Annotated in this window: 19 protein-coding genes and 3 pseudogenes; 17 read left to right on the top strand and 5 right to left on the bottom strand. The window is 45.6% G+C overall.

The genetic code is table 11. The features are described from left to right. The first annotated feature begins 53 nt into the window (after positions 1 to 53). The 4 genes and pseudogenes from leuC to UNITIG_RS07550 all read left to right on the top strand — a co-directional run bounded on the left by leuC (position 54) and on the right by UNITIG_RS07550 (position 3643). Positions 54 to 1474 (top strand): annotated as a pseudogene (gene leuC, locus UNITIG_RS07565) (3-isopropylmalate dehydratase large subunit). A 48-nt stretch (positions 1475 to 1522) separates the two neighbouring features. Next, positions 1523 to 2673, top strand: a pseudogene (locus UNITIG_RS07560) (iron-containing alcohol dehydrogenase). A gap of 61 nt (positions 2674 to 2734) precedes the next feature. Next, a complete protein-coding gene (locus tag UNITIG_RS07555) occupies positions 2735 to 3181 on the top strand; it encodes a thioesterase family protein (protein WP_101757835.1) in 447 nt (148 codons plus the stop codon). Positions 3182 to 3256: 75 nt separating this feature from the next. Then, on the top strand, positions 3257 to 3643 hold the full coding sequence (locus UNITIG_RS07550) for a hypothetical protein (protein WP_101757834.1): 387 nt from the start codon (positions 3257 to 3259) through the stop codon (positions 3641 to 3643). A 126-nt stretch (positions 3644 to 3769) separates the two neighbouring features. Here the strand turns inward: UNITIG_RS07550 and UNITIG_RS07545 are convergent, their stop codons facing one another. Both UNITIG_RS07545 and UNITIG_RS07540 read right to left on the bottom strand, forming a co-directional pair. Continuing rightward, complete coding sequence (locus UNITIG_RS07545) at positions 3770 to 4993, bottom strand: GGDEF domain-containing protein (RefSeq protein ID WP_101757833.1); 1224 nt, start codon at positions 4991 to 4993, stop codon at positions 3770 to 3772. A 148-nt stretch (positions 4994 to 5141) separates the two neighbouring features. Beyond that, positions 5142 to 6620, bottom strand: a complete 1479-nt coding sequence (locus tag UNITIG_RS07540) for an FAD-dependent oxidoreductase (protein WP_101757832.1) — start codon at positions 6618 to 6620, stop codon at positions 5142 to 5144. A 194-nt stretch (positions 6621 to 6814) separates the two neighbouring features. On the opposite strand from UNITIG_RS07540, the gene UNITIG_RS07535 reads away from it, so the two are divergent. The 12 genes from UNITIG_RS07535 (at position 6815) to UNITIG_RS07480 (ending at position 16316) form a co-directional block, all read left to right on the top strand. Next, on the top strand, positions 6815 to 7861 hold the full coding sequence (locus UNITIG_RS07535; RefSeq protein WP_101757831.1) for a hypothetical protein: 1047 nt from the start codon (positions 6815 to 6817) through the stop codon (positions 7859 to 7861). Between the two features lie 113 nt (positions 7862 to 7974). After that, positions 7975 to 8589 (top strand): DUF1993 family protein, encoded by a 615-nt coding sequence (locus UNITIG_RS07530; protein WP_101757830.1) that lies wholly within the window; start codon positions 7975 to 7977, stop codon positions 8587 to 8589. 765 nt (positions 8590 to 9354) lie between these two features. Continuing rightward, positions 9355 to 9882, top strand: a complete 528-nt coding sequence (locus UNITIG_RS07525; RefSeq protein WP_101757829.1) for a porin family protein — start codon at positions 9355 to 9357, stop codon at positions 9880 to 9882. A 171-nt stretch (positions 9883 to 10053) separates the two neighbouring features. Continuing rightward, positions 10054 to 10857 (top strand): hypothetical protein, encoded by an 804-nt coding sequence (locus tag UNITIG_RS07520; RefSeq protein ID WP_145999119.1) that lies wholly within the window; start codon positions 10054 to 10056, stop codon positions 10855 to 10857. An 89-nt stretch (positions 10858 to 10946) separates the two neighbouring features. Continuing rightward, positions 10947 to 11426, top strand: a complete 480-nt coding sequence (locus tag UNITIG_RS07515; protein WP_101757827.1) for a hypothetical protein — start codon at positions 10947 to 10949, stop codon at positions 11424 to 11426. A 91-nt stretch (positions 11427 to 11517) separates the two neighbouring features. Next, complete coding sequence (locus tag UNITIG_RS07510) at positions 11518 to 12153, top strand: HNH endonuclease (protein WP_101757826.1); 636 nt, start codon at positions 11518 to 11520, stop codon at positions 12151 to 12153. Beyond that, positions 12146 to 12634, top strand: coding sequence for a hypothetical protein (locus tag UNITIG_RS07505; protein ID WP_101757825.1), 489 nt, complete (start codon positions 12146 to 12148; stop codon positions 12632 to 12634). The genes UNITIG_RS07510 and UNITIG_RS07505 overlap by 8 nt, the downstream gene beginning before the upstream one ends. Positions 12635 to 13040: 406 nt before the next feature. Then, complete coding sequence (locus tag UNITIG_RS07500) at positions 13041 to 13622, top strand: DUF502 domain-containing protein (protein WP_101757824.1); 582 nt, start codon at positions 13041 to 13043, stop codon at positions 13620 to 13622. A gap of 243 nt (positions 13623 to 13865) precedes the next feature. Further along, on the top strand, positions 13866 to 14039 hold the full coding sequence (locus UNITIG_RS07495; RefSeq protein WP_101757823.1) for a DUF1328 domain-containing protein: 174 nt from the start codon (positions 13866 to 13868) through the stop codon (positions 14037 to 14039). 465 nt (positions 14040 to 14504) lie between these two features. Next, positions 14505 to 15131, top strand: coding sequence for a PEP-CTERM sorting domain-containing protein (locus UNITIG_RS07490; RefSeq protein WP_101757822.1), 627 nt, complete (start codon positions 14505 to 14507; stop codon positions 15129 to 15131). 147 nt (positions 15132 to 15278) lie between these two features. After that, complete coding sequence (locus UNITIG_RS07485) at positions 15279 to 15872, top strand: GNAT family N-acetyltransferase (RefSeq protein ID WP_159931121.1); 594 nt, start codon at positions 15279 to 15281, stop codon at positions 15870 to 15872. 93 nt (positions 15873 to 15965) lie between these two features. Continuing rightward, positions 15966 to 16316 (top strand): hypothetical protein, encoded by a 351-nt coding sequence (locus UNITIG_RS07480; RefSeq protein ID WP_101757820.1) that lies wholly within the window; start codon positions 15966 to 15968, stop codon positions 16314 to 16316. Positions 16317 to 16354: 38 nt separating this feature from the next. Here UNITIG_RS07480 and UNITIG_RS07475 read toward each other — a convergent pair whose 3' ends face one another. From UNITIG_RS07475 to UNITIG_RS07460, 3 genes and pseudogenes are all read right to left on the bottom strand, one after another. Continuing rightward, a complete protein-coding gene (locus UNITIG_RS07475; protein WP_101757819.1) occupies positions 16355 to 17671 on the bottom strand; it encodes an MFS transporter in 1317 nt (438 codons plus the stop codon). Between the two features lie 19 nt (positions 17672 to 17690). Further along, positions 17691 to 20203, bottom strand: a pseudogene (locus UNITIG_RS24160) (heavy metal translocating P-type ATPase); the annotation flags it as partial. Between the two features lie 161 nt (positions 20204 to 20364). Next, positions 20365 to 21333, bottom strand: a complete 969-nt coding sequence (locus UNITIG_RS07460; protein ID WP_101757816.1) for an ABC transporter substrate-binding protein — start codon at positions 21331 to 21333, stop codon at positions 20365 to 20367. 281 nt (positions 21334 to 21614) lie between these two features. Between UNITIG_RS07460 and UNITIG_RS07455 the strand changes: the two genes are divergently transcribed. After that, complete coding sequence (locus tag UNITIG_RS07455; RefSeq protein ID WP_101757815.1) at positions 21615 to 23369, top strand: ABC transporter ATP-binding protein/permease; 1755 nt, start codon at positions 21615 to 21617, stop codon at positions 23367 to 23369. Positions 23370 to 23371: the final 2 nt, after the last annotated feature.

The raw sequence follows: 23371 nt of genomic DNA, 5'->3' as shown, positions 1-23371 counted from the left end.
GTATAAATGTCATAATGTTATAACTATCAATCAATAACCCTGACGGGATAGTTATGAGTAATTCAGCCAACACCTTGTACGACAAATTATGGGATTCCCACTGTGTAAGTACCCGTGCTGATGGCACGGCTATGCTCTACATCGACCGCCACTTAATTCATGAAGTGACCTCCGCCCAAGCCTTCGAAGGCATCCGGCTTGAGGGTCGCAAACTGTGGCGTCCCGATTCCACCATTGCCACCGCCGACCACCAGGTACCCACTGAAAATCACCACTTGGGTAATGCCGGTATTGTTGATGACATGGCCAGAATCCAGGTCATAACACTGGAAAGCAACTGTGATGAGTGGGGTGTGAAACAATTTCGAATGACCGATAAAGAGCAGGGTATTGTGCATGTGGTGGGCCCTGAAAGTGGCCTGTCACTGCCGGGAATGACCATTGTTTGTGGGGACTCACATACCTCAACACACGGTGCTTTAGCGGCTTTGGCCCAAGGGATAGGCAGTTCGGAAGTCGAGCATGTGATGGCGACCCAGTGCTTGCTGGGGCAGAAGCAGAAAAATTTATTGGTACAGGTTGATGGTCAGCTGAGTATAGGCGTGACTGCCAAAGATTTAGCACTGTATATCATTTCCAAATTGGGCACCGCCGGTGGTACCGGCTATGCCATTGAGTATGCCGGCGAAGCAGTGCGTAGCCTGTCTATGGAAGGGCGTTTTACCCTGTGTAATATGACCATTGAAGCCGGTGCCCGCACCGGCATGGTGGCCTTTGATGAGGTGACTGCCGCTTATGTTGATGGTCGTACCTATAGCCCCAAAGGAGAACAATGGCAGCAAGCGTTGGCGCAGTGGCAGCAATTACACTCTGATAAAGGCGCTCATTTCGATAAAGTTCTGCAGCTCGATGCCGCGGATATTCACCCCATGTTACCTGGGGTACCAAGCCGGATCAGGTGGTTGCCGTTAGTGGTAAAGTGCCGGAATTGTCCGAGGCTAAAAACGAGGTGCAACGCGAAGATTGGCGTACAGCGCTCAAGTATATGGGCGTCAGCAGTGGTGAAGCGATCACTGACCTGGCGGTGGATCAGGTATTTATTGGTTCCTGTACTAACTCGCGGATAGAGGATTTACGGGCTGTAGCGCAAGTGGTGGCGGGCAAACAGGTCAGCGCAACGGTTAACCGCGCGATGATTGTACCGGGTTCTGGGTTGGTGAAACTGCAGGCCGAGCAAGAAGGGCTGGATCGTATTTTTATCGACGCCGGTTTTCAATGGCGGGAAGCGGGTTGTTCAATGTGTAATGCGATGAACCCGGATCAGTTAGGTCCGGAGCAACGCTGTGCGTCTACATCTAACAGAAATTTCGAGGGGCGACAGGGTTATAAAGGGCGCACCCATTTAGTCAGTCCGGCGATGGCAGCTGCGGCGGCGATTGCAGGCCACTTTGTTGATGTTAGGGAGTTTGTTTAAGGGTGATGTTTAACGCCTAAAATATGCTGCGAACCAGAGAGTAAAGCTATGTCCTCTTTCGAATTCATTACCGCTAAAAAAATTATTTGTGCGCCGGGTGCGACAGATAATATCGCCGTTTACTGCCAGCAGTTGGCTATGCAGCGGCCATTGCTGGTAACCGATGCGGGCGTTATGCAGGCAGGATTGGCAACGCCGATGATTGCCTTGATGGAACAGGCCGGTATTGCGGTCAGTGTCTATTCAGAGGTAGTGGCGGATCCCCTGAAGCGGTAGTGTTAGCCGCCGCCGAGATTGCAAGAGAACAGCGTATCGATGGTGTGATTGGTTTGGGTGGCGGCAGTTCGATGGATGTCGCCAAGTTGATAGCGGTATTGGCTGCTTCAGACCAGCCGTTGAGTGAGATGTACGGGGTTGGTAATGTAACAGGTAAGCGCTTACCGCTGCTGCAAATACCAACGACTGCGGGTACCGGTTCAGAAGTCACCGCCACTGCAATTATTACCACCGGAACCACTACCAAAACCGGTGTCATTTCGCCACAGTTATTACCGGAGATCGCTGTACTGGATGCAGTATTAACTCAGGGGCTACCGGCGCATGTTACCGCCGCAACCGGTATCGATGCCATGGTGCATGCGATTGAAGCATTTACCAGCCAGCATAAAAAAAATCTTTATTCTGATATGTTAGCGAAACAAGCGCTGCAATTGATGTCGCATCATATTGTCGAAGCGGTGACAAATGGCAGCAACTTAACCGCGCGTTCCAATATGTTATTAGGGGCGATGATGGCGGGGCAGGCATTCGCCAATGCACCGGTAGCAGCAGTGCACGCTTTGGCGTATCCTCTCGGCGGTCATTATCATATTCCGCACGGTTTAAGTAACTCGCTGGTATTACCTGCGGTACTGCGTTTTAATGCCGAAGCAGCCAGTGGTTTATATGCCGAATTACTGCCTTGTGTTGGTGGTAGTGCGGTTGGTGAAAAAGCAGGCTGTGAGCAGTTTATTGCTTATATTCATGGGTTAATCGCGCAATTACCCTTGCAGAAAACATTGCAGGAAATGGCCATACCACAATCAGATTTGCCGATGCTGGCCAAAGATGCGATGTTGCAGCAGCGACTGCTGGTCAATAATCCGCGGCCTGTTTCCGAGCAAGATGCGCTGGCTATATATCAAGCAGCTTACCATTAGTCTGGCGGTTAAGTCAGGTTGGCGATAAGTGGCTTCATTTCCAAACAAGAGAACACCGAATATGGCATCAAAAGTGAGTGTCACCCGCAGTGATTACAGTATCTTTTATCCGGTGACTACGCGTTGGAAAGATAATGATATTTATGGCCATGTGAATAATGTTATTTACTATTCATATTTTGATACCGCTGCCAATACTTTTTTAATCAAGCATTGCGGCCTGGATATTCATAACGGTGACATTATTGGTTTGGTGGTGAGTTCCGGTTGCGAGTATCTGGCGCCTATTGCGTTTCCTGATGGCATTGAAGTGGGTGTCAGAATCGATCGGCTGGGTAATAGCTCGGTGCAATATGGTCTGGCTATTTTTAAAGACAAAGAACCGCAGGCCAGTGCCTTTGGTCAATTTATTCATGTGTTTGTTGATCGTGTCTCGCATAAACCAGTCACTATTCCTGATAGCATGCGCCAGCGAATGCAGAAAATTACAGTAGTAAAGGCGGATTAAATTCACAGTGGATATTGTTAGTGCTAAACGCTCAAACTTTAGCAGGTACTATTCAATATAAAAGAGTTTAAGGCTATGACAATAGAGATCCATTGGGAATCAAGCAGGCTTCTTTGTTTAAAGTACAGCGGAACAATCCAGGGCGATGAGGTTTTAGCCGCCCAGCGCTCGCTGACGAATGATGAGCGTTTTTATAATATTCGTGAATATCTTATCGATGGTTCTGCTTTAACAAAGAGCTTTGTCTCTGATACCGATATCGAAAAAATTTCAGCTATTACCATAGCCCAGTCTAAAACTAATCCTGATGTAAAAAATGCGCTGGTGCTTAGTCAAAACCTGGATGAAGATGATCATACGCTTGGGGCCTATTATCAATTTCTAGCTGATGCTACCGGGTGGGAAATAGAGCTATTTAAAACAGTGAGCGAGGCTCGAAACTGGCTGGGATGTGAGAGGTAGAGGTTTAGATTTATCCCGGACAACAGTGCGCCTGCGAGAATGAAGCCAGTTTCGCTGCACGCTTCTGTTACGTTTCGGTGATCAATATTTCAAGCTGTTGAATAAATGGATTTGAGCGCGACGGGCTCAGTGTGCCAGACAATTACGCCCATCCTGCTTGGCTTGGTATAAGGATTTATCAGCGGCTTTTAATACTTCCTCGGCAGCACTCAGTTGTTCTGTTTTTTCTGCAACACCAATACTAATAGTAACAGCCACCGTTTTTGGTTTTGTTTTTCTGCTGCGCTTTGCCGCTCCTTCTTTACTGGCGGCAGGGCGATTAGGTTTGTCGCGCAGAGCAATATCGTAATCGGCTATTGCTTCCCTAACCGCTTCCAAGTGAGGAATGCAAGGTTTTATTTTTTTGCCGGGAAAAATAATACAAAATTCTTCCCCGCCATAGCGATAGGGAATGCCGCCGCCGGTTACGGCGGCAATGTGATTGGCGACAATTTTTAATACATCATCCCCGACATCGTGGCCGTGGGTGTCATTGAATTTTTTGAAATGATCCACATCCATCATGGCAATAACGTATTGGCGACCTAAGCCGCGCAATTTTTCATTAAGGGCGCGTCGGCCTAATAAACCGGTCAAGTCATCGCGGTAAGCCATTTCAAAAGAACTGCGTAACAGGCCGATTAACAGTGCTAAGCCCGCTGCCGAAAACATAATGGTAGAGATCAATTGTTGGTCGAAAAAAGCCAGCGTAACAAAACTAAATAGAATACAGCCGCTGAGGGTGGCCTCTGCTTCGCTATCGCGTTGGGCGAGTAAACTTAAGCCTAATAACAGAGAGACTAAAAACCACAGGCTGACATATACCGACAGTATGTAATTTGGCCAAGGCCTCAAGGCGAATAGCATATTGAGCGTTTGCCATTGGTTGTCATCCAGCGCGTTTTGGCCAGCGTAAGCCAATGCTAACAATATTAAAGGCACGGCCAGTACCAGCGAGGAGTATTGGTTCCACAGTCCTTTTTCCGGTAGCAGCATCAGCATGATCAGGCCCAACGGCAGCAATAGGCTGACTGCGGTATAAATATAAAAGGGGCTGTTGTCTTCCAGTGTGGTCTGTAATTGGGATTGAATCAGCCAATACCCTAAAGCCATTAATAGCGCGGCACTGAAGGAACGGGAGCGATTAAAAAAATGTGCCAGCCCCAATACCAGACTAAACAGCAAGTAGGGCAGTGCTTCTAACAGTTTTAGATAGTTGCGATCGACTTGCTGTGTTTGGCCTAACAGATAAACCGCTACCAGTAGTAACAGTAGTGGGTATATCAGTCGTGATAAGGGCTTTAACAGCAAGAGTAGTTCCCGGTACGCAATGAATAGTTAGCTATCCAGTATAGTAAAATATTGTATCTGCGGCAGGAAAAAAGTTGGCAAGGGTGATGGGGGAATGCGCTATCAATTATTAAATGGATGGCGCACTCGGCTGGTGACTAGCTACAAATTAACGCTTCGCAGCGGCAATACCTGCCATCCGGCCGGTAAAGGTGGCATCACCTACCGACATGCCCGAGTTATAACCCGCCGCCCGGCGTGGCACGCCACAGGCGGTTCTGCCGGCAGCGTATAAACCTTCGATGACATCGCCGCCAGCGGTTAATACTTCGCCACTGGGCAGAGTGTCTAATCCGCCGAGGGTAAAGAAGGGGTAGAAGGCACCGCGCCCAGGGGTAATATCCAGCGCTACATAAGGGGCCTCAATCGGTTTGCACCACTCAGCCGTTTTATGAAAGAGCGGGTCCTCGCCTTTTTCCGCGTGGGTATTATAGAACTCGATGGTATGTTGAAGTTGCCCAGTGGGTAATCCTAATTCCTGCTCCAACTCGGCGACAGTATCGCCGGTGCCAGCCACTTCTGCATTCAGGTAGGATACCCGTTCATAGTCTGCATACTGTTCTACACTACAAATAATATAGAGGCGGTCACCGGTTTGTTGCAGGCAGTAATGCCCGACGCGGCCATGATAGCAATCTTCATTGATAAACCGCTGGCCCTGGGCATTAATAAAAATACCGGAGGTCAATGAGGCGGGTGGATAATAGGGTACTGTTACAAAGCCTTCGTGCATATTGATCGCGGCACCACCAACGCCCATTCCCATCATAATGCCGGTGCCGGTATCACCGGGGTTGCCGATCGGGGAGTTACAACGCAATAACTGAGGCGCGTATTTTTTTAACATCTCTTCATTCATCACGAAACCACCCGCACAGAGGATCACGCCCTTGCGCGCGCGGACATTTATTTCCTTCTGGTCTTTGCGAATCACTACGCCGTGGACGTTACTATCTTCATCGGCGATCAACGTCAATGCACGGGTTTCATATTCAACCTGAATGCCGCGCTTTTCGATATTCTCGGTCATGATTTTCATAAACAGTGGGCCGCCGTTGTCGCCTTCTACTTGCAGGTTATGGCCACGGGGACAGGGTTTGGCAATTTCGTTAAAGGGGTAGGCTTTTTCACTGCCGGTGAACATGACGCAGTCATCGGTCAGTGCCATGATGGCCCGCTCTTTGAACTCTGAATCTTTGAAGGGCACACCTTTATCCACCAGCCAATCAAAATGCGCGGTAGAATTTTCGCAGTAGTTGCGAATTTTAGCTTCATCCGCCTGTGGTCCTGCCGCTGCCATCACGTAGGCGATCATATCGTCGGTGGTGTCTTCCCAGCCGGTCGCTTTTTGTACCCGGGTGCCACCATTACCACCCATATAAATCTCAGCGCTGGATAAAGCCGTAGACCCGCCCGATGCTGACGCTAGCTCAAAAATAATAGCCTCAGCGCCGGCGTCATGCGCCTCGATCGCCGCACAGGCGCCTGCACCACCAAAGCCGATAACGGCGACATCGGTTTCGATATCCCATTGCGTTACAGCACTTAATTTTTTCGGTTGGGTGGGGGTAGATTTATTGTCTGACATCAATGGCTCCAGCAGTGACCAAGGCTAAAATAAAGATGCTTATGCTAACCCAGTGGGCAGTGGGGTGAAATTACCATTGGTTTAACTTGGCAGACAAATGGGGCCAATCTTTACCTTTCTGTACAATGATTGGCCGTTTAATCCGGTATGATCAATTTCGTGCTGCCGTTACTCACTTATCGATTATTTAGCCTATGACTGACACTACGTTAAACTCTCCCGAGCAAACGCTTTATCCCTATCGTATCTGGTGGGGCGTATTGGCCTGCATATTGATTATGGGGGTGATTATCGCGCTGGCACCTTACAATGACGGGATAGTCTTTGCGGTCGACCAAGGCGGCTGGTGGTATTTATGGCAATTACCTGATCCCAGTGTTTGGACCCGATTGTCTGCCTGGGGTGGCTATGCACTGCATCAGCTCACTATTTGGTGGTTAATCTGGTACGCACAATCGAGCAAGCTGAAGTATGTGCAGGGTTTACACCCAGTCAATTTCATGGCCTTGATGGCCAATGCTTTTTTTATCGGCTTGCATATCGTACAAACCAAAGTGGCTTATGATGGCTTAGCGCAAGACGTGCATATCCTGACCTCGATGGGGTCAGTGGTTATTTTGTTGGTTGTCGTGTTAATGATGGAAAACCAGCGCCGCGGCTTAGTGTTTGGCAAAAAGCTACCGCTGTCCCAGGAAGTGGTAAGAGCATTAAGAAAATACCACGGCTATTATTTTTCCTGGGCGATTATCTATACCTTCTGGTATCACCCGATAGAAACCACCTATGGGCATTTATTAGGGCTGTTCTATACCTTCTTATTAATGTTGCAAGGCAGTTTGTTTTTTACCCGTACCCATACCAATAAATGGTGGACTATGGCCATGGAGTTTTTTGTCGTTGTACATGGCACCATGGTCGCTTACGTCGCCACCATGGCTGGAGAAAGCGAGGGTGGATCGCCTGGTCAGTTTCTATTTGGGTTTTTATTAGTGTTTGTTATCACACAAATGCACGGCCTGGGTTTGTCAAAAAAAATCCGCTGGTTTATTGCGGCGGTATTCGTTGCCTTGATGGGGTTCTATTATTTCGGGCGCTGGGCTGAAATGGTGGAAGTGCCAAGAGTAGCCATGATTGAATATCCGGCCATTTTAGTAATTGGCTTGATTACCTGGATGTTAATCAGGTTGGCAGTGTTACTGCGGTGGTTAATAGCGCGCGTGGCCAAGCCTGTAGGCTCTTGATGTTTATTTCCGACATATTATAAGCAGGAATCTATTTCCATGGTGCAAGTTTCATTGGCTGGGATTATGATGTGCTGCGTTTTCTTTATTGCTTGTCACGAGAGTAAATCACTATGAGTTCACTTATGTACCAATCTTCCAAAGTTGTCTTTGCCCATAATCTAAAAAACCTGGCTGCCATGCTTAAAACGGCAGCAAAGCATGCCAAAACCAAAGGTATTGACCCTGGTGTTTTGCTTAATGCCCGGTTGGCTCCTGATATGTTGCCGCTAGCGAAACAGGTGATGATTGCCACCGATCATGCTAAAGGCTGTTGCGCCCGCTTGGCCGGTGTAGATGCCCCTGTGTTTGCCGATAACGAAGCGACCTTTGAGGAGCTGCAAGCGCGGATCAAGCGCACGTTGGATTTTATCGGCGGTTTAAAAGCCAAGCAATTTGAAGGCAGTGAAACCAAAGCTATTGTGATGAAAATACCCGTCGGCACTTTAAATTTTGATAGTGCGCTGGATTACATGAATGGCTGGGCGCTGCCGAATTTTTATTTTCATCTGACTACGGCTTATAGCATTTTGCGCCACAATGGTATTGAGTTGGGCAAGGGTGACTTTTTGGGGGCGGTTCCGGGGATGAGTGCAACCGGTAAGATTGCCAAGTTAGTTGGCAAGAAGGCGCCAGCTAAAAAAGCTAAGGCTGGAGTGAAAAAAGCCAGGACGAAAAAGACAAATTAAGATTGTGGTTCGTTTATCCCAGTATCGCTTGTAACGTATTTATATATCCAAAAATAGTTTGTCGAAAAGGGACTGTAAATCATTGCTGTGGTCTGAGCGCTACAATCAGAAAAAATGACATCTAGTCACCGGACCCTTCGGGTAGGCCGTAGCAAAAACTGATTAATGGATGCGCTTATACAGTATAAGTAAAAATCAGAAAATGCAGACCCTTTTCTCTAGAAGTTGGATTATAAGTGCTCAATATTTTTTTACTAGATATATCAACGTGTTGGAATTCCCCGTTTGTGATTGTTCGGCAGCTTATACCGACTCATCCTATGTAAGTGAATACCGGCTAGTTATCACAGACGCGTCAGTTGAATTAATCAAGATTGCAGGTATTATACATTCACTATAAAAATCAAACGGTTAGGGATAGATAATAATGATAGCAGGGAATCTTATACCGACCAGTCAGTATTTATCCCGATTTTTACAACTTATACCGCCTGGTCTGTATAAAAATACTTATACCGACTGGTCGGTATACTAAGCGTTATAGCTCATACGAACCAAACACCATGCCGAATTTACTAAATTTGACTTTACAACGCTGAATACAAAAGACATTATTACCCCGCAAACTTCAGTGGACCGAAAGTATTTACAAGGAATGTTAGTTTACCTCACCTTCCTACATTAAACTTTTCAACATTCACTATGTGAGCAACCACAAACCGTGGCTTTATTGGCACGAACCTATAATAATTTGGGGAACTCAGAATGAAAAAAACCTTATTAGCCTTAGCTGTTTCAAGTCTTATAGCGCCAGCTACTTTTGCGGAAGAGGCAGGTAATACTGGCTGGTATATTGGTGGTAGCTACGCCCAGCTCGATACAGATTTCGACGACCTGGTTGAATTTGATTTGGCCGCTCTAGTATTTAATGCTGGTTACAAAATCAATGATTATATTGCTATAGAAACTCGCCTTGGTACTGGTATCACAGACGATGATATTGTTGGTGTTGATTTAGAGCTAGACTACCTTTGGGGTGTTTACGCTAAAGCTGGAATTCCAACAGGCACTGCAATTTATCCATATGTTGTTCTAGGTTATACCAAAGCTGAATTAGAATTATCCGGGTATGGTTACTCAGAAAGTGATAGCGATAGCGATACTTCTTACGGTATTGGGGCTGACTTCTCAGTAAATGACAATGTTGGTATCTTTGCTGAATACATGAATTGGTATGATGATGACGGTGTAGAAATAAGCGGCTTTAATATTGGTGCCAGCTATAAATTCTAATAGAAAGCGCCACTATTAATAAGCATAACCAAGCCCCAATTCATTTGGGGCTTTTTCTTATTAATTGGATGAATTATTGGTGGTCAGTCGCTATAACAAGTTAATCAAGCGGGAACGCCTTACCGGCGTCCCCTTATTAAGGCGTTATATTTATTTACGACGGTGTTATTAATGAGATCAATTTATAAACTGACAATAGCGATATCTATTTTAATCTTCAATATAGGGTGTGCTACAACATCTAAATATGAACAGGTCGATATAGATAAACATAATATACCAACTGCTCCGGTTTTAACTAAATCAACCATCTATTCAACAAGCTTCTTTCAAGAAAGATTTATGGGTTTTCGCCCTATTTTTGGAAGCACAATATGGTGGGACGCCGTGGTAGATTATGAGAATGAAAATATATCGAGGCTAGAAAGCAGTGAATATGAAAAAATATTATCTGAGTTCAATGTAGGTCAATATCTAGAAAATGACTTTAAAGAGCAATCAAAATCTAGCCAGTCGCTAATTATCAAGCTTTCAAGCTCCGAAAATGAATCGGCTGCTATTGTTTCTATGGCTAGGTGTGGTCAATCGGCCTCCTGCTCAGATCCAGTGGAAGCAGAGCTGAGCAATACAGCTGCGGTAGCCGCATTTAAATACTCCTATGGTCTAGCAATGCGGTTTGGTAAAGAGCAATTTGGGTTTGTAAAAACATACAGACCCTTTATCCGGATAATGGGAGTTGCCATAGATGCTGAAACAAATAAACCACTATGGAGTAATGCCGTAGTAGTTTTCGGTGAAAAACCTTACAAAGGTAGCGATTCTAATGCCGAAAATATTAATTCTGAGGAACTAGTTTCAACATTTAAGTCAATCTCTCAAAAGGCAAATAGTTTGATTATTGATAGTTTAAATGGTGATGACTTAGGTGAAATGCCAGTATTGCATGGCCTAACGGATTCTGATTTCGAGTTCTAAAATAGTAATATAACAATTTTGGCAAGCGGGTCAGCTAAAAGCGTGGCTTTGCCACAATGCTGCCCCTTCCAAAGGCGTTAGTAGCCCTTATGAATCGAGTACTCGTTTTTTTAACAATTATTTTTTTGTTCTCCTGCTCAGAAGGTATTGATCTATCTTCAAGCGATGTTGATAAATGGCGTCTTGAAAACAAACTTGAGATAGAAGAAATAGTATCAATTTTCTATAACGAGCCTTGCTTACGAAGAGTGGAGCTTGGAGAAATGAAATTTATTGATCAGCATTGCCCACTCACAACAGAGCTATCTGCCAAAATCAGTAAGATTCAAAAACTTATAGAAGATTTACGTGTTGTCTTGGCAACTACATATCGTTCAGATGACAACTTCAATGTCAGTATATTACTAAATAGGCAAGGTATTGCTGTATCAGGTAGTGGCCTAGCCTTAGACTACTGGGAGGTACTGGAAAGTCCTTGGACCAAAATGCTTGAATGTGGTGAAATGGAAAAGTTAAGTGATCAACATTGGTATATTAAGCATTTAGTCGATGGCCCCAGCTGCTACTAACAAAACAATCAACCGGACTCCGCTAAGCGTGGTTCGCTTTGCTCACAATACCACGCTTAGCTGCGCTCGGTTATTGTGGCGTTAGGCAAAAATGAGCTTCAACCACTTTGAAAGAAAGCACGCAGAAGGCTTCTATTGTCAAGAAGATATAGAGGTCATATATTCCCTCCAAAAGGGGGAGTGTTATTTCTGCAGCCGAGTGCTGGGAAGCCCAGGAGAAAAAGGGACTTTTCATATAGACCATCTTAATCCAATTGCAAAAGGAGGCGATAACTGGCCAAATAATCTCTGCCTTGCTTGCGAGCAATGCAATAAGAGCAAACACTCACATAGTTCAACTGTGCTTTGGTCAAAATTAAGAAAGGAAAAAGGTGCGGAATGGGTTAAGGCCAAGGTTCAAGAAAATAAAAAGAACCTTCCAGATAAAAGAAAGCTAACCAATCAGCGCAAAAAGGAGAGACGCGACTCTCTTTCGTTGTTGAAGCAGGAAATTGAGGTGGCAATCAGTAGAAATATAAAAAGATTGAATTACGCTTATCCAAAAGAAAAATATATAGAAGTTGAGCAAATCGGTTGTTTTTTGGATATCACTTTTAATAATTCAACAGCATCTATCCCTGCACCAACGCAAAAAACTCTTGGAGACTGGCACTTAAAAGAATTTGATACTCTAGCAGTATCATTGCTGAACCTAGAGTCTGTAGCAGGGTATATAAAAAATGCCTAACAAAAAGCTGCACCTGACAAATATTGCTACGCTCGTTTTTGTGTATGTCGCGTGGCTCCATTTTACACAAAAGCGCTCTCCGCAATATTTGCAGGTGAGCTTGGCGTTGGCAATAAATATGAAAAAAATAATTTTAATTATATTACCTTTTATAATATCTGCTTGTGCAACAACAGATAATAACTCAACAATGGAGCCGTTTGGGATGTCCTTAGTTAAAGGTTCTATGTTTATAAGTGTGCCATTCGATACGTCGATTCCTGGCGGTAAAAGAGAGGCATCGATACTATGGGACTCTCTAGCTGAAGAATTCTGCGCTGGAGCTTATGTTGGGACTGCTTATATAAGCGATGTTAAGCACCCTTCAAAACCCAGAGGAGCTTCAGTTAAAGTTGTTACTGGTCTTGTTTCTTGCGAAGGTTCGGAAAACTTCAGCTACAAAGATCTACAGGAACTAGAAGATCAAATTGATGCGGAGTAGCAGCCTTAATAAGTTTATCAAACTCGTTCCGGAAAAAAATACATAATAAACGAACGAATAAACGGGGTCGGCGACAAGACGTAGTAAGAACAGTTATCATTTGTCACCGACCCCCTTAAATAGTATGAATGAGTTCGGACAAACGCATTACTTTTTGCCCTGAGTTTTCGCGCCGAGGCCCGTAGTAGATTAAATCTCTTTAGCGTTTTTTATTAACTGTTCTCTGATATTGTTTCCTGATTCTAGAGTGTCTAATCTAAGGTTATTATGATTTTTCACCCATTTTTGTTGATTAAAACCATGCTTTTGTTGAAATCAACCATAAAATCAAGGGAAGAGCTCTTAGCAGGTAGAGGCTGGTTCTATAGAAGAAGAATTTTATTAAAAATAACCATATGGATTAGTAATGAAAAAAATCAGTGAAATATTTTTGAAAGGTTTGTTGGCTGTTTTGCCGATAGCCATTACATTGTCTGCGCTCTATTGGCTTGGCACTGTTGCCGAATCAACTCTGGGGGAATTACTTAAATGGTTACTTCCCTCCCAATTATACTGGCCTGGTATGGGTTTGCTGGTAGGTTTTGTTTTTATTTTGACCGTTGGGGTATTGATGAATGCTTACTTGTTTCGCAAGCTGGCAAGTCTGTTTGAGCGTGCAATCGATTCAATTCCTTTAGTAAAAATTATATACAACAGTGTGCGTGATATAGCGCAATTTGCGGCGGTTTCAGATGATGTTGAGCTTAAAAAACCAGTTTTAGTTACGTTTAATGATGATATACGATTGATTGGTTTTATAACTCGTAAATCGATAACTTTAGGCAACAGCAATGGTCTCATGGCCGTTTATTTGCCAATGAGTTATCAAATTGGTGGCTACACGCTAATGCTGCCCGAGTCGCGTGTTGAGATTCTGGATATGGATGCACAGGAGGCTATGCGCATGGTTTTGACTGCAGGTATGGCGTCTTCTGAGCGCAGACCTTAATCAAGGTTGTATAGCACGTTTATTATGCTCGTAGGGCATCGATTAAAAATTCTTCTTTGTTTTCTGTAGTAGTTATAGTTCATTTCTTTGGTTAGGTAGTTACGCCTCTGTCGGCAGCTTATTTTTTTAGTTGGTATGGTATTTGATTGTTAAATACCAAGGGCTACATTCTGGTTGCCGTAAGGATTGGTATTCTAAGTCAGGTGAAGCAGGCATACACATTTACGTAAACGGAGATATATTATGTTGTATTGGGCGTTAGTTTTTTTCGTGGTGGCAATTGTTGCCGGTCTTTTTGGCTTTGGTGGTATTGCTAGTGCGTCGGTAGGAATAGCACAGATCTTGTTTTTTATCTTTGTAGTGCTATTTATATTGTCATTGATATTCGGTGTGAGAAGGCGTGGTCCTCGCGTTTAGTCAAATTAACAAAATAAACGGGGTCCAAATAAGCGGCAAATAAACGGGGTGACAAACGTAGTGCGAACAATTATCGATTTTTCATCGACCCCCTAATTAGTATTGGTTTTGACTTTTAGCACAGCCTTTGCTGTTAAGGTGATTTTGATCAATACGACTGTTATGACCCATTTCTTAAGGTGGTCTCAGTATTGATGGGCGTCAGTCCAGTAATGCTGTTCAACTTTGGGGTAATGCATAAAAAGCTATAAAATAATGGCCAGTCAAAGCTCGATAATTATTTCAAAACTGTCGGTATTTTTTACGAAATAAGCGCTGTATTTTTGAGCTAAAGCCTGAATGCCCTGTGTTTATAGGGTTGGAACGAAAGGTGCATATGAGAAAATACTGGGCTAATTTAGTAAGCAGCTAAGCTAAATTAATACGATTAACAAAATATTTTTTAATACTTAAAGGAATAAAAAAATGAATCTCTCATATATTTTTGTGCCACTTTTACTGGCAGCACTCTCTATACCCGTAAACGCTGGTTTTATCCAGTTTGATGATCGAGTGGCGTTTGAAGCGGCCAGTTCGTCCTTGAATACCGAAGACTTTAACTCCTACCTGGCTGATGTCGATCTCGCTGGAGGTATTACCGAAGATGTAGGTGCTTTTTCAATTACTGGGCCCAATAATGGTATTGCCAGAATAGATGCCGCTGGCGACGGCCTCACTCCTATCGATGGTACCGCTTACATTCAGGGTATTGGCGCAGCCGGCTCGTCTATTACTTTCACATTCGACAACGCTATTACAGCCTTCGGTGTAGATCTCTATGGTATTAATAATGGTGAAGAGCGCACCCAAGTTGAAATAATGGGTGAAATATTCTCTCTTCCTGTAGTTGATGGTGATGTTGCGGGCTTTTTTGGTGTTACCTCAGATATGGCTTTCACCTCCATATCTTTTGATTTACTACTGGGTGAAGATGCAGGCTTGGATAACTTTAGTTATAGCCCTAGCGCTTCAGTGCCTGAGCCAGGCTCTCTTGCGCTGATGATGCTTGGATTAGCCGGTCTTGGGTTATCAAGAAAGAAATCGGTTAAATAGTAGCGGGGACATCAGGCGTAAAACACTTCTGTTTTAACCCATAAGAAAGCCGAGCTAATGCTCGGTTTTTTTTTGCATTGCTTGCAATTGGAACATTAGGGCGCGAGAAAGAGAGTTATGTAAGTGCTGGTTGTCAGGGATATGGCTATGGAATTAATAGAATTAACGCTGCAAGGAAAGTTAGTCTCTTTAGAGCCTATTTGTTCTGAGCATTTTGAAGAGGTATTGCAGGCTGGTCAGGATCCCTCGATCTGGCAATGGATGACATTCGCTCTTAATGTTCCTGAAATTGCGCAGCGTTTCATTGAGAGTGTATCTAAGATGCCTAAAGCAGGCATGGGGATGGGGTTTGCTATTCGGTGCAATTCAACGGGCAATTTCATTGGCAGTTCTGGTTACTGGCATGTCGATCATATTCACCAAAAATTAGAGATAGGCGGGACTTGGATTACCCCTGACCGTCAACGATCGGGGGCGAATACCGAGGCGAAATTCTTATTGCTTGAAAACGCGTTTGAAAATCTACAGTTTAAGCGCGTAGGTTTTAGTATCGATACCAGAAACGAAAAATCACTTGCAGCCATTGCCAGAATTGGAGCTATTAAGGAGGGCGTGCAGAGAAGTGATATGACATTGCATGATGGTAGTGATCGCGATAGCGCGATATTCAGTATTATTACCAGTGAATGGCCTGCAGTTAAAAGTAGGCTCAGGTCGTTTCTTGCAAGTTATGATTCGTAAATTCCCTATGGATATTTTTACGTATCTTTGGTTATGTATTTGAATTACGCATAGTTTGGTAAGTAGTCTGTTATATTTTTGATGGAGAAAGCGATGAATTTTCAAGAGATGTCCGAGGCTAAAATCCTTGAGGTTGCAATACCTATTATGGATAACTTAATGGACGCATCCACTGCCATTGATCATGAGCGGCATATACGTGATTACACCGTTCGGCTCAAAGAATTTACGACTTTAGAGCACCTAAAAAGTGTATGTACCAACTATCAGGCTGAAAAAGGTTTTTTCAGGAATAGGGAGGTGGTAGCCGTATTTCGTCGCCCTGACTCAGCAGCTATTATTTGGAAGCAATATTTTACTAAAGCTGAAGGCGAGTTTGTTGCTGAGATGGTGTTAGTTCATCAGCATGGCCGTTATCTATGCGACCATGTAATGGTGTTTTAAGTAGTTGGAATAATTAAGTGGTATCAGAGAAAGTTAAGTTATTTTTGCTGAGTCGCCGCAGAGTAACCCCTACCAATCTTGATCTCACGCATCCGCACACCTAACCCGACTACACAAACCAACGCATTGGCACTGGCAATCGCATAAAAAGGCGCAAACGGGCCAATATTATCAAACAGCCTACCACCTACTAACGAAATCATCAGAATACCAATCGCGCCAAAAAAACTTTGCATACCAAAGGTACTGCCACGTAATGCGGCGGGTGATTCTTGTCCGAGTAATACGGTACAGGATAAAATCGTGCTGGACTGACCTATACCCATTAACACCAGCGCGGGAATAGCGGCGGAAGAAAGTATGTCGGCCTGGGTTGCTACCCAGCCGTAGCCCAGAGTGGCTAATAAAAATCCGATAATAATTAAATTCAGGCGATCAAATTTATCCGCCATGATGCCAAATACCGGTGCCCAGAAAACAGAGCAGGCCATTACTATGCCCATTTTCATGCCAGCAATTTTGGTGGCTTCTGCTGAGGATAAGCCGGTGTTGGTGCCGGCAATGGTGGCCCATAAAATTAAAAATAAGGTGATGATAGACATGTCCGCACGGGCGGCAAAAGAACCCAGATAAGAGACTGCAATGCGGCCATTTTTGGCGGCGGCTAACCCTTCTTTCATCAGTGATAATACCGAACCATTTTTGGGTAGGGTGTTGGCGGGTAAGCCGGGTTTTAGGCCGAGCATGACAAAGGCTGAAAAAAAAGCGATCCCCGCTACGGTTAAATAAGCGTAGCGTCCGGCCCAAATTTCATCGCCAGCCATGGGTAAAAAATAATCCGGTAGCGAACCCAGTGCGCCGCTAAATAAAGTTGCTCCGACGCCGTTGAGTAGCATGGAGGTGGCGGCGAGTTTGCCACGGGATTGCTCGGCGGGGTAGTCGGCAACCACGGCGGCCAGCATGGCACTGTTGGCGGCGATGGCTAAGGCAAAAATAAGGCGAAAGGCAATCAGCTCTGGCAGTGTAGTGGCGAATGAATAGGTGGCGTAAGCAACACCCATTAAAATAAAACCAATAATATAAACCCGTCGGCGACCCCAGCGGTCGGACAGCGCGCCGAACCAGCCAATGACACACAGCACTAAAATTTCCTGCCAAAATTGTATGTCGCCGGTGACCTGGCCAAAATTTTCCTGTTCGATGCCGAGGTTGTGTTTTAGTACGTACGGTGTGAGTAATACTAAATACGTAAATAAACCGATGCTGACGAAAGCGGCAAATAAATACGCGATGACATGGCGAGGTTGTACCCCATCGGCTAAATGGATGGGGCCTAACGTATGATTGGTCGACATATAAAATTCTTTTGGTTAATTATTTTTCTCTTAGTAAGCGCATACCGTTGATAGTCACTAATAAGGTCGCGCCAACGTCGGCCAGTACTGCCATCCACAAAGTGGCGATACCGGGAATGGCTAAACCTAAAAAGGCTAGCTTTAACATCAAGCTTAACACAATGTTTTGTTTTACTATGGCGCGGGATTTACGCGCAATCCGCAAGGCTTTGGCGACATCGTTTAGATCATCCTGCATTAACACGACGTCTGCTGTTTCCATTGCTTGAGCGGTGCCGCCACCACCCATGGCGATACCAATGTCGGCGCGTGCTAAGGCGGGTGCATCGTTAATGCCATCGCCTACCATGGCAACAGCGCCGTACTTGCTGTGAATAGCTTCGATTGCCTTGAGTTTATCCTCGGGCATTAGTTGTGCGTGGACTTCGTCAATGCCTGTTACTAATAATGCAACTTTTTGCGCGGCGGCGTTGTGGTCGCCGGTGAGCATGACTTTGTGTATCTGCATATAAGTAAGTTGCTGCATGGCTTCGCGGGAAGCGGCACGCACTTCATCTTGCACGCCGATATAGCCAATCATTTTATTGTCTTCAGCAATATACATGACCGTCTCGCCGTTATTGCGCGCGAGGTCGGCGTAAGCTGATAGATCACTCCAGCCTTCCATTTGCGGGTTAAATAAATCACCGGTGCCGACCACAATTTGCTTACCTGACACGCTGCCGCTAACCCCTTTACCTGGGTGGGCGGTGACATTGTCAGCGTGATCCAGATGCCCGACGCCACTGCGGTTGTTAGCTGCTTCGGCAATAGCATAAGCGACGGGGTGTTCAGATGAGCGTTCAATAGCGGCTGCAATAGCGACGACATTATCGCAATTGTGACAATCTGCATCGTTGGCAGCAGCGTGTGTGCAAAGCCGGGTGCGGATACCAATAACGCGGGGGCGACCGTGGGTGAGGGTCCCGGTTTTATCGAAGGCAATGGCGCTAATGTCAGCTAAGCGGTCGAGTTGCGCGCCGCCTTTTACCAAAATGCCGAGATTGGCTAAACGGGTTAAGCCGCTGACCACGGTGACCGGAATACTAATCACCAGTGCGCAGGGGCAGGCGATGATGAGCATGGCCAAGCCGCGGTATAACCAACCGGTTGTTTCGCCTACTGTTAATAGGGGTTGGCCAAATCCATACACGGGAATGAGTACTACCAGCGCGGCTAACGCCACTACTGTGGGGTATACCAACGAGCAAATTTATCGATAAACCGTTCTGCCGGGCTGCGTTGTGCCTGCGCTTGTTCCACTAATTTGGCGATGCGGGAAATCGTGCCGTCGGCCGCTAATTTGGTCGTGCGCACTTCTAATGCAGCTTCACCGTTAACGGTGCCAGCCAATACAGTATCACCGACGACTTTTAGTACTGGCACGCTTTCACCAGTGACAGGGGCTTGATCAACGGTAGATACGCCTTTAATCACTTCGCCATCGACCGGGATGCGCTGGCCGGGGCGGACTAATACCCGGTCGCCAATGTTTACTTGTTCGATCGGCAGTACCACCGTGTGATCATGAGCAGCCGGTTGCGGTGATTCTGTTTCAGCAGCATGGTGATGATCGTGTTGCTGTTCATGCGCTGGTGCTGCAAGGTGCATGTGGTCGTCATGACTGCTGCAGGCGGCACTGTGCTGATGTTTGGCTGGGGCGTGCGAATGATGATCGTGGCCATTACAGGCATCGCTGTGTTGATGTTCGGCGTGATCATGATTTACTGCGCGGAGGTGATCGTCATTGTCATGGCCACTACAGGGTTCGTCGTGCTGGTGTTGCTCCGCGTGATCGTGGGCATCACTGTGCGCTTGTAATACCGTAGCTTCCTGTGGCTGTAATGCCATCAAGCTGCGCAAGGAGTCGCGGGCGCGTTCAGCACTATAGGCTTCCAGTGCTTCACCCAGCATAAATAATAAAATAACAGTGACTGCCTCACCGTATTCGCCAATGCCTAACGCGCCCACTGAGGCGATTGCCATCAGTAAATCGATAGTGATGCGGTGGGCAAAAAACAACGCGCGGAACCCCTTGATAAACACCGGGCCACCGGCAATTAAAACAGCAGCTATAAATAAGCCATCCAATGGCTCTATCCCCATAATCGGGTTGAGTCCCGACAACGAAATCAAACCGATAATCACCGCCACCGCAACACACACGGCACTGCGTAAAGTTGGTTGCTGCCACAAAAAATGGATAAAGCCAGCGGCGCCACGGCGATCCGGAAGATCTGTTTGTTGAGGTGGGGTATCGCTGCCGATTTTATAACCCAGTTCACTGAGGCGCGCTTCGATAATGTCCAGTGATACGTCACCTTCCACTTCCATTGATTCGGTGGTGAAGCTAACTTCGGCGCGCTGTACGCCTTTGATTTTGCGGATACTATTTTCAATTGTCATCGCACAACTACCACAATCCATTCCGGCAATTTTGACCTTTAAGCGCGGCTGGTTGTGTGTATCGATGATGTTGGTGGCGTCACTCATGACTTGTCCTCAGCAAACCAGGGATAGAGATACCCTGCAATGTTGCTGATACTTACCCTTGAAGTTGGGTTTAAGGTCAAGTGTTTAATTATGGGTGGGTTGGAAACTGTGAAAATTGCAGGTGTTGGCGGGAGGTTTGGGGCGATATAGTAGCGTTTTTACTAATAATAAGGCAGGTACTGACCGTCTATCACTTGCTCGGGCTTGAGTTCAGACGTAATGATTTTTTTTTGAAAATAGAACGCACTATAGCGCTCGATGACTTTTGGCAGGGCGCGCGGTGATTGGTAGTTATTAAAGGCATCAATATTATCCCGGCGATCCATCAGTTTGATCCCTTTCAGGCTAACGGGTTCTTTTAGTGATAGCTGCTGTTGGATTATCTGGTTACCTTCCATTTCATTTTGTTGCCACCAATCTACAGCCTCAAACCAGCTGCGAATAAAATTTCTAACCGCTTTCGGTTGTTCTTTTAGGAATGTGCCGTGAAAAACCGCTACGTCAGGTATAAGCCCCGGGGTTTGTCTGCTGGTATAAACGATTCTGGCACCTGCATTAACCGACTGGCTAACATAGGGTTCCCAGGTGTGGGCGATATCAATTTGTTTGCTTTGTAATAGTTGGTTAGCTTCAGCGGCATCCATATCGACCAATTCAATATCGGTGAATTTAGTCTTTCGGTCGATCAAAAATTGTTGCACAAATAGTTCGCCAAAGCCGCCCAAGTTTGTGCCAATACGCATATTATCGAGAAAGCGTGGCAGTGGTTGCAGCGACAGCAGCGCATCGCCTCCTGCTGATAAATCAGTAATTAAGGCAATACGGGTTTCTGGAAGCTCTTCTATAAGTGCAAAAGCATCACCGGCAGCAACACAGACTATATCCAGCTTAGCCTGACGAAACTGATTGAGCATGATGTTGGTATCTTCAGGGACAAAATAGCTGACTTGCAAGTTGTGCTGCTTGAATAAGCCGAGATGGTTAGCAATTACCACGGGGTAGTAGCCGGGCCAAAGGTCAATACCGATATTGATAGTCTGTTGATTATCATCTGGCTGCGGAGTAGTTTGTGCGATGCAGGGCGCACTAATGAATAGTATGGCGAAAATAACAGCGATGAGTGTCTTCATAGTCCGGTATGAAAAAGCCTATAGGTGGTGTCCAGTTCCTGCTGTTGAATAATATTTGATGATAAATTCAGTATAGACCTACCTATAAGTTGATTAAAGCGCAAATGTGCAGGATCTATTGAGCGTGAACTTACTACTATTAAATGATGTGTTGACCTTAAACCATGCTTTAAGCTCTAGATTGTAGGCAAATGCATGCTTGAGCCTGAAAACGTTGTTCAAGCAATAAAACTGACAAGTAATCAGTGTCGTGGATGCTGCTGAGACCTTTGGGGAAATAAATGATAGGTGTTGATGATAGATTGGTGACGCCAGAGACCATGAAGTGGGTGCGGATAGGACTGATAGCGGGTTTGGCCACCATTCCGACCACTATTGTGCTTTATTATGCACTAGGCTTGGCGGTCGATGCCGCCTTGGCCGGTGACAATATGTTGCGTAGCTGGATCGCAGCTTTTGTGGGATTGGTGTTGTTAAAAGCCCTGTTGGCATGGGTGTTTCGCACTGGCCAGTTTCGAGCGTCAAGTTCCGCCAAGTTGAATGTGCGCGATCAGATCTATAAGCAGGTAGTGAAATTGGGGCCGGGTATTTTGGGCAAGCGTCGCACTGGTGAAATCGCTAACACGGCGACTGAGGGGGTGGAATACCTCGATTATTATTTCAGTGTTTACTTTGTACAAATCTGGGTGGCGATCGCTATCCCTATTTTTCTTTGCATCGCTATTTTTTCCATCGATTGGGTCGTGGGTTTGTGGATGCTAGCTGGAGTGCCATTAACCCCGTTGTTTGTTGGCATGGCTGCGCAGGGTTTTCGTCGCATCAGTGGTAGTAACGAAGAAACCAAGAATCGAAACTTTGCCCAGTATCTCGATTCCATTCAGGGTATGACCACTCTGAAAATGTTTAATCAGGATTTACGACGCGGCAAAGAAATGGAAGCGGGTAATGAATTGCAGCGCAAGCAAACTATGCGGTTGTTATTGGTCGCGCAGTTTCAATTTGTGTTTTTGGAATTAGGTTTTGCGCTGTTCTCCACAGCCTTTGCCATGGCGGTTTCTTTGTATCGTTACACCGAAGGGTTTATGACTGCGGGTGAAGCAGTGGCAGTGGTGCTTATGAGTCTGGAATTTAGCCGTACGCTGTTATTGATCGGAGAGTTTTTCTTTGCCGGTGCTTTAGGACGTGAAGTGGCGGCGAAAGTAGTGACCTTTTTAAATGAGGAGCCGCCGGTAAAAAGTAATGCGGGTATCCGTCCGGATGCAACTAATGGTCGCGCTATTACTATCGAATTCCGGGATATTGATTTTTGTTATCCGGGTGTAGAAGAGAAGGCGATTAAAAACTTTAACCTAACCTTGATCCCTAATGAAACCGTCGCGTTGATTGGAAAATCCGGTTCCGGAAAAACCACAATAACCAATTTACTCTTGCGCACACTCGATCCCAGTTCAGGCCATATTTATTACGATGGTCATAAAGATGAAGAGTTGTCTTTGGAATGGGTACGTGAACAAATTGCACTGGTGCCGCAAGATCCTTTTTTATTTTTTGGTACGCTGGCTGATAATTTGCGTATTGCTAAACAGGATGCCACCGCTGCAGAAATTGAGGCTGCTTTGCGTGCAGCGGAGCTCTGGGATTTTGTGCAATCCAGCCCTGCCGGTATCGATACTATGGTGGGTGATCAAGGCACCGCGTTGAGTGGCGGTCAGGCGCAGCGCTTGGCGATTGCCAGAGCCTTATTAAAAGATGCGCCTATTGTGGTGCTGGATGAACCTACTTCGCAAATTGATGTAGAAACAGAAACTCTGTTAAATCGCGCTTTGGAGCGGTTAACGGAAAATAAAACCGTTTTGTTAATTGCCCATCGCCTCAGCACGATTGAGCAGGCTGATCGCATTGTGGTGATGGACAACGGTGAGCTGGTAGAAAGTGGTAGTAGAGAGGCGTTGCTCGCTGCCAATGGTCTCTACGCCACTATGATAAAAACCAAGCGCACTATTGATGCTGATGCCGCCGCACCTGCCGCGATCTAATT

It is taken from the genome of Oceanicoccus sp. KOV_DT_Chl (assembly GCF_900120175.1).
Taxonomy (GTDB): Bacteria; Pseudomonadota; Gammaproteobacteria; order Pseudomonadales; family Dasaniaceae; genus Oceanicoccus.
The sequence above is the reverse complement of the archived record's forward strand: the minus strand, read 5'-3'. Positions and strand labels throughout refer to the sequence as shown.

What these genes read in the sequence shown, in the direction of transcription:
- UNITIG_RS07555 (WP_101757835.1), top strand. Translation starts at nt 2,735, where the DNA reads ATGGCATCAAAAGTGAGTGTCACCCGCAGTGATTACAGTATCTTTTAT.
- UNITIG_RS07550 (WP_101757834.1), top strand. Translation starts at nt 3,257, where the DNA reads ATGACAATAGAGATCCATTGGGAATCAAGCAGGCTTCTTTGTTTAAAG.
- UNITIG_RS07540 (WP_101757832.1), bottom strand. Translation starts at nt 6,620, where the DNA reads ATGTCAGACAATAAATCTACCCCCACCCAACCGAAAAAATTAAGTGCT.
- UNITIG_RS07535 (WP_101757831.1), top strand. Translation starts at nt 6,815, where the DNA reads ATGACTGACACTACGTTAAACTCTCCCGAGCAAACGCTTTATCCCTAT.
- UNITIG_RS07530 (WP_101757830.1), top strand. Translation starts at nt 7,975, where the DNA reads ATGAGTTCACTTATGTACCAATCTTCCAAAGTTGTCTTTGCCCATAAT.
- UNITIG_RS07525 (WP_101757829.1), top strand. Translation starts at nt 9,355, where the DNA reads ATGAAAAAAACCTTATTAGCCTTAGCTGTTTCAAGTCTTATAGCGCCA.
- UNITIG_RS07520 (WP_145999119.1), top strand. Translation starts at nt 10,054, where the DNA reads ATGAGATCAATTTATAAACTGACAATAGCGATATCTATTTTAATCTTC.
- UNITIG_RS07515 (WP_101757827.1), top strand. Translation starts at nt 10,947, where the DNA reads ATGAATCGAGTACTCGTTTTTTTAACAATTATTTTTTTGTTCTCCTGC.
- UNITIG_RS07510 (WP_101757826.1), top strand. Translation starts at nt 11,518, where the DNA reads ATGAGCTTCAACCACTTTGAAAGAAAGCACGCAGAAGGCTTCTATTGT.
- UNITIG_RS07505 (WP_101757825.1), top strand. Translation starts at nt 12,146, where the DNA reads ATGCCTAACAAAAAGCTGCACCTGACAAATATTGCTACGCTCGTTTTT.
- UNITIG_RS07500 (WP_101757824.1), top strand. Translation starts at nt 13,041, where the DNA reads ATGAAAAAAATCAGTGAAATATTTTTGAAAGGTTTGTTGGCTGTTTTG.
- UNITIG_RS07495 (WP_101757823.1), top strand. Translation starts at nt 13,866, where the DNA reads ATGTTGTATTGGGCGTTAGTTTTTTTCGTGGTGGCAATTGTTGCCGGT.
- UNITIG_RS07490 (WP_101757822.1), top strand. Translation starts at nt 14,505, where the DNA reads ATGAATCTCTCATATATTTTTGTGCCACTTTTACTGGCAGCACTCTCT.
- UNITIG_RS07485 (WP_159931121.1), top strand. Translation starts at nt 15,279, where the DNA reads ATGGAATTAATAGAATTAACGCTGCAAGGAAAGTTAGTCTCTTTAGAG.
- UNITIG_RS07480 (WP_101757820.1), top strand. Translation starts at nt 15,966, where the DNA reads ATGAATTTTCAAGAGATGTCCGAGGCTAAAATCCTTGAGGTTGCAATA.
- UNITIG_RS07475 (WP_101757819.1), bottom strand. Translation starts at nt 17,671, where the DNA reads ATGTCGACCAATCATACGTTAGGCCCCATCCATTTAGCCGATGGGGTA.
- UNITIG_RS07460 (WP_101757816.1), bottom strand. Translation starts at nt 21,333, where the DNA reads ATGAAGACACTCATCGCTGTTATTTTCGCCATACTATTCATTAGTGCG.
- UNITIG_RS07455 (WP_101757815.1), top strand. Translation starts at nt 21,615, where the DNA reads ATGATAGGTGTTGATGATAGATTGGTGACGCCAGAGACCATGAAGTGG.